This window comes from Citrobacter sp. Cu233 (assembly GCF_030332225.1).
Lineage (GTDB): Bacteria > Pseudomonadota > Gammaproteobacteria > Enterobacterales > Enterobacteriaceae > Citrobacter.
Genome location: NZ_JAOWIF010000031.1, coordinates 665,298 through 676,799 on the forward strand (window position 1 = coordinate 665,298; position 11,502 = coordinate 676,799).

General features: G+C 51.3%; 11 protein-coding genes. 10 read left to right on the forward strand and 1 reads right to left on the reverse strand.

Annotation, left to right across the window (positions count from 1 at the left end; all coding sequences use genetic code 11):
• Nucleotides 1–3: 3 nt before the first annotated feature.
• The 4 genes from cheA (at nt 4) to OGX95_RS09720 (ending at nt 3,382) form a co-directional block, all read left to right on the forward strand.
• Nucleotides 4–2,055, forward strand: coding sequence for a chemotaxis protein CheA (gene cheA / locus OGX95_RS09705; protein ID WP_286629269.1), 2,052 nt, complete (start codon nt 4–6; stop codon nt 2,053–2,055).
• A gap of 21 nt (nt 2,056–2,076) precedes the next feature.
• The gene (cheW, locus tag OGX95_RS09710; protein WP_003839146.1) at nt 2,077–2,580 is read left to right on the forward strand and encodes a chemotaxis protein CheW; all 504 of its coding nucleotides are present in this window, start codon (nt 2,077–2,079) and stop codon (nt 2,578–2,580) included.
• Nucleotides 2,581–2,838: 258 nt separating this feature from the next.
• Entirely contained in the window at nt 2,839–3,225 is a 387-nt protein-coding gene (locus tag OGX95_RS09715; RefSeq protein ID WP_286629270.1) for a hypothetical protein, read from the forward strand.
• A gap of 55 nt (nt 3,226–3,280) precedes the next feature.
• Nucleotides 3,281–3,382, forward strand: a complete 102-nt coding sequence (locus tag OGX95_RS09720; protein ID WP_286629271.1) for an autotransporter outer membrane beta-barrel domain-containing protein — start codon at nt 3,281–3,283, stop codon at nt 3,380–3,382.
• A gap of 109 nt (nt 3,383–3,491) precedes the next feature.
• Here OGX95_RS09720 and OGX95_RS09725 read toward each other — a convergent pair whose 3' ends face one another.
• Nucleotides 3,492–4,763: a dicarboxylate/amino acid:cation symporter gene (locus tag OGX95_RS09725; protein ID WP_286629272.1), complete on the reverse strand. Its 1,272-nt coding sequence runs from the start codon at nt 4,761–4,763 to the stop codon at nt 3,492–3,494.
• Between the two features lie 406 nt (nt 4,764–5,169).
• Here OGX95_RS09725 and tar point away from each other — a divergent pair, with 406 nt between their 5' ends.
• Genes tar through cheZ form a run of 6 tightly spaced genes read left to right on the forward strand, consistent with a single transcriptional unit; the run spans nt 5,170 to nt 11,470 of the window.
• On the forward strand, nt 5,170–6,831 hold the full coding sequence (tar, locus tag OGX95_RS09730; RefSeq protein WP_286629273.1) for a methyl-accepting chemotaxis protein II: 1,662 nt from the start codon (nt 5,170–5,172) through the stop codon (nt 6,829–6,831).
• A gap of 43 nt (nt 6,832–6,874) precedes the next feature.
• On the forward strand, nt 6,875–8,476 hold the full coding sequence (tap, locus tag OGX95_RS09735; protein WP_286629274.1) for a methyl-accepting chemotaxis protein IV: 1,602 nt from the start codon (nt 6,875–6,877) through the stop codon (nt 8,474–8,476).
• A 19-nt stretch (nt 8,477–8,495) separates the two neighbouring features.
• On the forward strand, nt 8,496–9,362 hold the full coding sequence (gene cheR, locus OGX95_RS09740) for a protein-glutamate O-methyltransferase CheR (RefSeq protein WP_286629275.1): 867 nt from the start codon (nt 8,496–8,498) through the stop codon (nt 9,360–9,362).
• Nucleotides 9,359–10,408: a protein-glutamate methylesterase/protein-glutamine glutaminase gene (locus OGX95_RS09745; protein ID WP_286629276.1), complete on the forward strand. Its 1,050-nt coding sequence runs from the start codon at nt 9,359–9,361 to the stop codon at nt 10,406–10,408. Before cheR ends, OGX95_RS09745 begins: the two co-directional genes overlap by 4 nt.
• A gap of 17 nt (nt 10,409–10,425) precedes the next feature.
• The gene (gene cheY, locus OGX95_RS09750) at nt 10,426–10,815 is read left to right on the forward strand and encodes a chemotaxis response regulator CheY (protein ID WP_005127682.1); all 390 of its coding nucleotides are present in this window, start codon (nt 10,426–10,428) and stop codon (nt 10,813–10,815) included.
• Between the two features lie 10 nt (nt 10,816–10,825).
• Nucleotides 10,826–11,470, forward strand: a complete 645-nt coding sequence (gene cheZ, locus OGX95_RS09755; protein WP_286629325.1) for a protein phosphatase CheZ — start codon at nt 10,826–10,828, stop codon at nt 11,468–11,470.
• Nucleotides 11,471–11,502: the final 32 nt, after the last annotated feature.

The following is an 11,502-nucleotide window of genomic DNA, read 5'->3' on the forward strand; positions in this document are numbered from 1 at the left end:
AGCGTGAGCATGGATATTAGCGATTTTTATCAGACATTTTTTGATGAAGCTGACGAACTGTTGGCTGACATGGAGCAGCACCTGCTGGATCTGGTACCTGAAGCCCCGGATTCCGAACAGCTGAATGCCATTTTTCGTGCAGCGCACTCGATTAAAGGCGGGGCGGGCACTTTCGGCTTTACCATTTTGCAGGAAACGACCCATCTGATGGAAAACCTGCTGGATGAAGCGCGGCGTGGCGAGATGCAGCTCAATGCCGACATTATCAACCTGTTTTTGGAAACGAAAGATATTATGCAGGAACAGCTCGACGCCTATAAAAACTCAGAGGAGCCGGATGCCGCCAGCTTTGAGTACATTTGTAATGCGTTACGACAGTTAGCGCTCGAAGCAAAAGGTGAAACCGCGCCCCCGGTGGTCAATAGCGCCAAACTGAGCGTTGTTGATAGCACGGCGATACAAGACGAGGTGGTAGCACAAGTCGCCCCTGTCGCTGAAGAGATCAAAAAGCGGATCATTCTCTCGCGCCTGAAAGCCAGTGAAGTCGATTTATTGGAAGAGGAACTGGGGAATCTGGCGACCTTAAGCGATGTGGTCAAAGGTGCCGATACGCTGTCGGCTACGATCGACGGTAGCCTCGCTGAAGATGACATTATTGCTGTGCTCTGCTTCGTCATTGAAGCGGATCAGATTGAGTTCGAAACCATCACTGCCGCGCCGACTGCTGCAGAAACGCCAGCCGTCGCTGATGACGTGGAACCACAGCCACTGCCGGTTGCTGCACCAGCACCTGCGCCGGTGGTCAAAGCGGCCGCCAACGAAGCACCGCATGGGCGAGCAGAGCGTGAGAAACCTGCCCGGGCCAGTGAATCGACCAGTATCCGCGTGGCGGTTGAGAAGGTCGATCAGCTGATTAACCTGGTGGGTGAACTGGTCATCACACAGTCAATGCTGGCTCAGCGTTCGAACGAATTGGATCCGGTAAATCATGGCGATCTCATCACCAGCATGGGGCAGTTACAACGTAACGCCCGCGATCTGCAGGAATCGGTGATGTCGATTCGTATGATGCCGATGGAATATGTTTTTAGCCGCTTCCCGCGTCTGGTGCGCGATCTGGCGGGTAAATTGGGTAAACAGGTTGAACTGACCCAGGTCGGTAGCTCCACCGAACTGGATAAGAGCCTGATCGAACGCATTATTGATCCGTTGACGCACCTGGTGCGTAACAGCCTCGATCACGGTATTGAACTGCCGGAAAAACGCATCGAATCAGGAAAAAATCCGATTGGTAATCTGACACTTTCTGCCGAACACCAGGGCGGGAATATTTGTATCGAAGTGACCGACGATGGCGCTGGTCTGAACCGCGAACGTATCCTGGCGAAGGCTATTTCCCAGGGGATGCCAATCCACGAAAACATGAGCGATGACGAAGTCGGCATGCTGATCTTCGCTCCGGGATTCTCAACCGCCGAGCAGGTAACGGATGTTTCCGGGCGTGGTGTCGGTATGGACGTGGTGAAGCGAAATATCCAGGAGATGGGCGGTCACGTTGAGATCCAGTCGAAACAGGGCCAGGGCACTACCATCCGTATTTTGCTGCCGCTGACGCTGGCTATCCTTGATGGCATGTCTGTTCGTGTCGCCGATGAAGTGTTTATCCTGCCGCTGAATGCGGTGATGGAGTCTCTGCAACCTCGGGAAGAAGATCTCCATCCGCTGGCCGGGGGAGAGCGAGTCCTGGAAGTGAGAGGTGAGTATTTACCGCTGGTTGAGTTGTGGAAAGTCTTTGAAGTTGAAGGTGCAAAAACCGAAGCAACTCAGGGTATTGTAGTGATTTTACAAAGTGCAGGGCGTCGCTACGCGTTGCTGGTCGATCAGTTAATTGGTCAACACCAGGTGGTGGTAAAAAACCTGGAAAGCAACTACCGCAAAGTGCCAGGCATTTCCGCAGCAACGATCCTCGGCGACGGTAGCGTCGCGCTGATTGTCGATGTCTCTGCATTGCAGGGGTTAAACCGCGAACAACGTGTGGCAATCACAGCCGCCTGATTGAGTAAGAAAGGGAAGAATATGACCGGTATGAGTAATGTAACTAAACTGGCCGGCGAACCGTCAGGTCAGGAATTCCTCGTGTTTACGCTGGGGGATGAAGAGTACGGTATCGATATCCTGAAAGTGCAGGAAATCCGCGGCTACGATCAGGTTACGCGTATTGCCAATACGCCAGCCTTTATTAAAGGTGTGACTAACCTGCGCGGCGTGATTGTGCCGATTGTTGATCTGCGTGTGAAATTCAGCCAGAGCGATGTGGATTACAACGAAAACACCGTCGTGATTGTCCTGAATCTGGGTCAGCGTGTGGTTGGGATTGTGGTGGATGGCGTATCTGACGTGCTGTCGCTGACAACCGATCAAATCCGACCGGCACCGGAATTCGCGGTTACGCTGTCAACGGAATATCTGACGGGACTGGGCGCGTTGGGAGACCGGATGCTGATTCTGGTTAACATTGAGAAATTGCTGAACAGCGAAGAGATGGCGCTGTTAGATATCGCGGCTTCGCATATGGCATAAAAGTAGTCAATATTATCATTTTTGTAATATTTAGCTGACAGTTATTAAACGCCCTCCGCAATATAGAGGGCGTTTTGCTTTTAATTTTGCGCGTGGGAAAACGAAGTGATAATGGCTGTTTGATTTTAGTTTTTAATGTTTATTGTTATTTCATTTGCTTGGTTCATTTGTATTTTTTCTTTAAGTGAAACCGGAAGATCTTTATAGTGTCTGTCGTTTTCTGGTATATATAATATAACCTGGAGTACGGCACGTAATATGTTTGTGGTCGCCGGTGAGTTTTCCTGCGGTAATAATGGAATGCGTAATAGCATCAAAATAACAGGCCTGGCAACATTAATATGTACTGCTGTTGTCAATGCTGCAGAGTTAGGCCCACAAAATGGTGCATCGATCCAAACTCCAAGTAAAAATTCCACCGGAATTTTGATTTCAGGTAACAATCCGGGTACAGAAGTAACAGCATCCGATATTAATATCGATGTTTCGGGAAGAAATAATGTTTATGGATTTAAACATACAGGCAAAAACAGTAACGTCGATCTGGGTAGTGGAAGTTCTATTACAACAATAACTGAAGCGGATTATAGTATTGGGACAGGTGATACCCGCGAGCGGAAATTCTTCTTTAACTCAATTAAATAATGCCGGAGATATTGCATTTGATACTCCTTCACAGAACGGACAATTCAAGGCGAATATGAATAGCCAGTGGAGCATCACTGGACAAGTGGCGGGTCAAAAAGGACGTAATGACTATGGCGATCTCAGCGGTAGTTTGCTCGTACGTTACAGCTGGTAATTGATGTAAATTTCATCCTGGTGTTGTTGAAATACCCCAGTCTATGGCTGGGGTAATCTTTGTTGATTTGCTGTTCTTGTTGACTTAGCTCGCTCTTGTCTTAAAAGAGTTAAACCTTAATTTGTTCTGTAATGTTTTCTGAAGACTCGCTTTCTTCCAGTAACCCTTCCTTCTGCGCCAGCATCGCTGTCGCAATTCCGTTACCCAATACGTTAATCGCTGAGCGTCCCATATCAAGGAAATGGTCGATGCCCATCAGTAACAGGATCCCTGCAACAGGAATATTAAAGCTTGGAATGGTTGCCGCCAGCACCACCAGCGCTGAGCGCGGTACGCCAGCAATCCCTTTTGACGCCAGCATCAATGTCAGCATCAGCACGGTAATTTCCGCGAAGGAAAGGTGGATGTTATAAGCCTGTGCGATAAACATAGAGGCGAACGAGCAGTACACCATCGAACCGACCAGGTTGAACGAATAGCCAATCGGCAGCACGAACGACACGATGTTGCGTGAGCAGCCAAATTTGGTTAATTGCTCCAGCGTTTTAGGGTAGGCAGCTTCCGAACTGCTGGTAGTGAAAGCGACCAGCACCGGATCTTTGAGCATACTGACCAAGCGGAACACCTCTTTCTTCAGCACCAGATAGCCCACTGCCAACAGGACCAGGCAGGTCAGCAGAATAGCGACGTAGTAGCCGCCAATAAATGACGCGTAGTTGAGCAGAATACCCAGGCCCTGCGTGGAGATAACGGAAGAGATAGCGGCGAAAATTGCCAGCGGTGCGACGTACATAACATAGCCCGTCACTTTCAACATAATATGTGAAACCACATCCAGTGCGGCGACCAGCGGCGCGTTAAATTTCTCTCCCAACGATGCCCCACCAATACCGAAGAACATTGAGAACACAACAATTTGCAGGATCTCATTATTCGCCATCGCTTCGGCGATACTGGTAGGTATGGTATGGGACAGAAAACCTTTCAGGCTCATACCACCGACGGCAAGTCCGGTGTCGGTAGCTTCCAGCGGAATGGCCAGATTCAGTCCGCTTCCGGGTTGCTCAAGCGAGACAACAAACAGGCCAACCAAAATAGACAGCACGGACGAACTGATAAACCAGATCATCGCTTTGCCGCCAACGCGTCCGATGGTGGAGGTTTCTCCCAGACGCATGATCCCGACGGTCAGAGTGCTGAAGACTAACGGTGCGATGACCATTTTAATCAGCCGCAAAAAGATGTCGGTGAGCAGCGTAATATTATCAGCCCAGGCGGTAACGACGCCGGGGGAGGCATAGGTGTGGATCACCGCACCCGAAAGGATCCCCGCCAGCATGAAGATCACGATAAAGAGCGTGAGTTTGTTTGCATTTGCCACTAAAAAGCCCTCAGTAAGGATTTAACATTTATTCATCAGTTACTCATTTTTTATACTTATTAAGTGGTAACGAAATATTCATCATATAAATTGAATTAAAGCCCAGGCAGATACAACTTTTTTTAATTTTTTATCCATTTTGTTGTGGTGTTCGGCGGATGGTTATGTGATCGGTGTCACACGAAAAGGGAGGGGGGAATACAAATAGTGGTCAACCAGGCGGGTTGAAAATGTTATTTGCATGATAATTATGATGTTTTTATGTAAATGACTTGTGGTTTCTGTTCTGCTGTTTTTCCCTTCTCTCGCCGGGCCTTACTTTCCTGCTGGATTTCCTTTTTGCAAACGTAAAGTTATCTCAGTGAATGCCGATAATGTTGATAACTCGTTTTCAGGAAGGTGCCTTATGTTTAACCGTATCCGCGTTGTCACAATGCTGATGATGGTGCTGGGGGTTTTCGCACTGCTACAGCTTGTTTCCGGTGGTCTGTTGTTTTCTTCATTGCAGCAGAATCAGCAAAGTTTTGTTATTTCTAACGATTTACGACAGCAGCAAAGTGAACTCACCTCAACATGGGACTTGATGCTGCAAACACGCATCAATTTGAGTCGTTCCTCTGCGCGCATGATGATGGATGCGTCCAACCAGCAGAGCAGCGCGAAGAACGATCTGCTTAAGAATGCGAAAACGTCGCTGGCGCAAGCCGAAACGCATTACGCTAATTTCAAAAAAATCACGCCGTTGCCTGATGTGACGGATGCCAGCGGCAACGTCGATGCAAAATATCAGCAGTACCATGCGGCCCTGGTGGAACTCATTCAGTTCCTTGAAAACGGCAACATGGATGCATTTTTTGCACAACCCACTCAGGGCATGCAAAACGCCCTCGGTGAAGCGTTAGGTAAATATGCAGATGTTAGCGAGAAACTCTACCGACAAGCCTTTGATCAAAGCGCAAGCGATTACCACTTTGCCCAATGGCAACTCGGCATTCTGGCTGTCGTGCTGGTACTGATTCTGGTGGTGGTGTGGTATGGCATCCGTCATGCCTTGCTGAACCCTTTGTCCCGCGTCATTGCGCACATCCGTGAAATTGCCAGCGGTAACTTAACCGCAACTCTGGCTGTAAGCGGTCGTAATGAAATTGGCGAACTGGCCAGCACGGTCGATCATATGCAGCGTTCGCTGACCGAAACGGTAACCCTGGTGCGCGAAGGTTCGGATGCGATTTATTCCGGTACCAGTGAAATTGCCAGCGGTAACACCGATCTTTCATCCCGTACTGAACAACAGGCTTCCGCGCTGGAAGAAACAGCAGCCAGCATGGAACAGTTGACGGCTACCGTGAAGCAAAATGCGGACAATGCACGTCAGGCCTCTCAACTGGCGAAAAGCGCCTCCGATACCGCACAACATGGCGGCAAAGTGGTTGATAGCGTTGTGAATACCATGCACGAAATCGCCGATAGTTCGAAGAAAATTGCCGACATTATTAGCGTTATTGATGGCATTGCATTCCAGACAAACATTCTTGCGTTGAATGCGGCGGTAGAAGCTGCGCGTGCCGGTGAACAAGGCCGTGGTTTTGCCGTCGTTGCCGGTGAAGTGCGTAACCTGGCAAGCCGCAGTGCGCAGGCAGCAAAAGAGATTAAAGCGCTAATTGAAGATTCTGTATCGCGGGTGGATACCGGTTCTGTATTGGTAGAAAGCGCCGGGGAAACCATGCATGACATCGTTAATGCGGTCACGCGTGTGACCGACATCATGGGGGAAATCGCCTCGGCATCCGATGAACAAAGTCGAGGAATAGATCAGGTTGCGCTCGCGGTGTCTGAAATGGACCGGGTTACGCAACAGAACGCCTCACTGGTGCAGGAGTCGGCTGCTGCCGCTGCCGCACTCGAAGAGCAGGCCAGTCGCCTGACCCAGTCGGTATCGACATTCCGCCTCGCGTCGCGTCCTTCATCATCAAAGACGCGAGAAACACGACTACCTGCAACAGCGACTCCGGCGTCACAACCGCGCCAGCTAGCCACCGAACAAGATACGCATTGGGAAACATTTTGACTGACAGCTAAACCGCGGCCTGCGCCGCCTGATGGGAGCGTTGATGTTTAATCGTATTCGAATTTCGACCACGCTGTTTTTGATTTTAATCCTCTGTGGTGTTTTGCAGATTGGCAGTAATGGCTTGTCCTTCTGGGCATTTCGGGATGGTTTTCAGAACCTGAACCAGGTCGAACAGAGTAATCAGCAACGCGCTGCGCTGGCGCAAACCCGCGCTGTGTTATTACAGGCCAGTACTGCACTGAATAAAGCAGGAACGTTGACGGCTTTGAGCTATCCGCCAGAGGATATCAAAGCGCTGATGACGATTGCACAGGACAGCCTGGCCCAGTCCGAATCGGTGTTTAAACGCTTTATGGCGACGACAGAGACGGCAGAAGAGGGGAAGGCGCTGCAAAGCGCAACCGCGAAAAGTTTCAGTCAATGGCATAGCGATCTGGTTCACCAGGCAACCTGGCTGGAAAATAATCAGCTGTCGGATTTTTTGACCGCGCCGGTACAGGCTTCACAGGATGCCTTTGATGCAAATTTTACGGCGTGGCAGAACAACATCAACCAGGTATTGCAAAGAGCAGAGGACCACAGCCAGCGTAGTTACCATATGTCCGGAGTGATTTTCGCCACCATGCTGGTACTGGCGGCGCTATTAACGACTGCAGCGCTGTACTGGTCGCGCAAAATGATTGTGCAGCCACTGGCTATCATCGGTAGCCATTTCGACAGCATTGCGGCGGGTAATCTGGCGCGACCGATAGCGGTATATGGCCGTAATGAGATTTCAGCCATTTTTGCCAGCCTGAAAGCGATGCAACAGGCACTGCGTGAGACGGTCAGTGAGGTGCGCCAGGGGAGCTCGGCAATGCATACCGGGATCGCGGAAATTGCGATGGGTAATAACGACCTGTCCTCGCGAACTGAACAGCAGGCGGCATCGCTGGCGCAAACGGCAGCCAGTATGGAACAGCTTACCGCCACCGTCGGGCAAAATGCGGATAACGCGCGACAAGCCTCGGGCATTGCCAAAAGTGCAGCCGATACAGCGCATAAAGGAGGGGAACAGACAGCAAAGGTTGCCAGCACGATGCATGAGATTTCTGCCAGCTCGCAGAAGATAGGTGACATCACCAGTGTGATTGACAGTATCGCCTTCCAGACCAACATCCTGGCGTTAAACGCCGCGGTTGAAGCTGCCCGTGCCGGTGAGCAGGGCCGCGGTTTCGCCGTGGTTGCCGGAGAGGTCCGCAATCTGGCAAGCCGTAGCGCGCAGGCAGCGAAAGAAATTAAAGGACTGATCGAAGAGTCTGTCACCCGCGTTCACCAGGGATCGCAACTGGTGGATATGGCGGCGCGCACGATGACAGAGATTGTTAGCTCGGTTACCCGGGTTAACGACATCATGGGGGAGATTGCCTCGGCCTCCGATGAACAACGCAGAGGCATTGAGCAGGTGGCGCAAGCCGTCAGCCAGATGGATTCTGTCACACAGCAGAACGCCGGACTGGTGGAAGAAGCGGCAGCCGCCACTGAGCAGTTAGCTACCCAGGCAGATAATCTTTCCGCCTGTGTCGCGTTTTTTAAGCTTGAAGAGCAAACCGTAACACAACAAGAATTGGCGCAGCCGCAGGTTGTGCCCGTTGTATCCTGAATGTGATTGAGAAGGCGCTATGACATCATCTCTGCCCTCCGGGCAAACGTCATTATTGTTACAGATGACACAGCGCCTCGCGCTGTCTGACGCGCATTTTCGTCGGATATGTCAATTAATCTACCAGCGCGCGGGGATCGTGCTGGCCGACCACAAGCGGGACATGGTCTATAACCGCCTGGTTCGCCGGTTGCGTACCCTGGGACTGGATGATTTTGGTCGCTATCTCAGCATGCTGGAAGCCAACCAGAGCAGTGCTGAGTGGCAGGCTTTTATTAACTCCCTGACCACCAACCTGACCGCTTTTTTTCGCGAAGGGCATCACTTTCCGGTGCTGTCTGACCACGCCCGTCGACGCAGCGGTGAATATCGCGTCTGGAGCGCGGCAGCATCTACCGGAGAAGAACCTTACAGTATTGCGATTACGTTGGCCGATACCCTGGGTATGACGCCGGGTCGCTGGCGCGTTTTTGCCAGCGACATCGATACTGAGGTGTTGGAAAAGGCAAGAAGCGGTATTTACCGTCTTGACGAACTAAAAACGTTGTCGCCACAGCAGCTGCAACGCTATTTCATGCGCGGTACCGGGCCTCATGAAGGGCTGGTACGCGTACGGCAAGAACTGGCAAGCCATGTTGAATTTTCCAGCGTGAATTTACTGGACAAAAAATACAACGTGCCAGGCCCGTTTGACGCCATTTTCTGTCGTAACGTCATGATCTATTTTGACAAAACGACTCAGCAGGACATTTTGCACCGTTTTGTTCCACTCCTTAAACCTGACGGACTGCTGTTTGCCGGTCATTCAGAAAACTTTAGCAACCTCGTGCGCGAGTTTAGCCTGCGCGGGCAGACGGTGTATGCGCTAGGTAAGGATAAAGCATGAGTAAAATCAGGGTACTGTCGGTTGATGATTCTGCATTGATGCGTCAAATCATGACCGAGATTATTAACAGCCACAGCGATATGGAGATGGTTGCGACAGCGCCTGATCCTTTGGTTGCGCGGGATCTCATCAAAAAATTTAATCCCGACGTTCTGACACTGGATGTTGAAATGCCGCGCATGGACGGCCTCGATTTTCTTGAAAAGCTGATGCGTCTGCGTCCGATGCCCGTGGTGATGGTCTCTTCACTGACTGGTAAAGGTTCTGAGGTCACGCTGCGGGCCCTGGAACTGGGGGCGATTGACTTTGTTACCAAGCCTCAGTTGGGGGTCCGCGAAGGAATGCTGGCATATAGCGAGATGATTGCGGAGAAAATCCGCACTGCATCACGTGCAAAGCTGGCCGCCCACAAACCCACGGCAGCGCCAGCGACATTGAAGGCGGGGCCGTTACTCAGTTCGGAAAAACTGCTGGTCATCGGCGCATCAACCGGAGGAACAGAGGCAATTCGTCATGTACTCCAGCCATTGCCGCTTTCAAGTCCCGGTATTCTTATTACCCAGCATATGCCGCCAGGATTTACCCGTTCGTTCGCCGAACGTCTGAACAAACTGTGTCAGATAACCGTGAAAGAGGCAGAAGACGGAGAACGTGTGCTACCAGGGCATGCGTATATCGCCCCTGGCGACAAGCATATGGAACTGGCGCGTAGCGGGGCGAACTACCAGATTAAAATTCATGATGGTCCGCCGGTTAACCGGCATCGGCCTTCAGTGGATGTGCTGTTTCATTCGGTGGCGAAACATGCGGGGCGCAATGCCGTTGGGGTGATCCTGACGGGTATGGGCAACGATGGGGCCGCCGGAATGTTAGCGATGAACCAGGCTGGCGCCTGGACTATTGCGCAAAACGAAGCAAGTTGTGTGGTGTTCGGCATGCCGCGCGAGGCCATCAATATGGGTGGCGTAAGCGAAGTGGTCGATCTTAGCCAGGTAAGCCAGCAAATGCTGGCGAAAATCAGTGCCGGACAGGCAATACGTATTTGAATCAGGAGTTTATTTTTATGGCGGATAAAGAGCTTAGGTTTTTGGTTGTGGATGACTTTTCCACCATGCGTCGCATTGTGCGTAACCTGCTGAAGGAACTGGGGTTCAACAACGTTGAAGAAGCTGAAGATGGCGTGGACGCGTTGAACAAACTGCAGGCAGGGGGATTCGGGTTTGTGATTTCCGACTGGAACATGCCTAACATGGACGGCCTTGAACTGCTGAAAACCATTCGTGCTGACGGCAGTATGTCTGCTCTGCCAGTGCTGATGGTGACGGCAGAAGCGAAGAAAGAAAACATTATCGCGGCAGCACAGGCGGGTGCCAGTGGTTATGTTGTAAAACCGTTTACCGCGGCGACGCTGGAAGAAAAACTCAATAAGATCTTTGAGAAACTGGGCATGTGAGGATGTGATGATGATGCAACCACAAATTAAACCTGTTGACGAACACTCAGCAGGGGACATCATTGCGCGCATCGGTAGTTTAACCCGAATGCTGCGCGACAGCCTGCGTGAACTGGGGCTGGATCAGGCCATTGCCGAAGCGGCGGAAGCCATTCCTGACGCGCGCGATCGCCTGGACTACGTTGTACAAATGACTGCACAGGCGGCAGAGCGCGCACTGAACAGCGTAGAAGCTTCACAGCCACACCAGGATGCCATGGAAAAAGGGGCAAAAAACCTGACCAAACGCTGGGATGAATGGTTCGAAAATCCGATTGAACTGTCCGATGCCCGTGAACTGGTCACTGATACCCGCCAGTTCCTTGGTGATGTCCCCGGTCATACCAGCTTTACCAATGCCCAATTGCTGGACATCATGATGGCGCAGGATTTCCAGGATCTCACCGGTCAGGTTATCAAGCGCATGATGGATGTTATCCAGGAGATTGAGCGTCAACTGCTGATGGTGCTGCTGGAAAACATTCCGGAGCAGGGCGCCCGACCAAAACGCGAGAACGAAAGTTTGCTGAATGGTCCGCAGGTTGACACCTCAAAAGCTGGCGTAGTGGCAAGCCAGGATCAGGTCGACGACCTGCTGGATAGCCTCGGTTTCTGATGTGGATTTGCCGGATGCGGAAGGAAACTTCT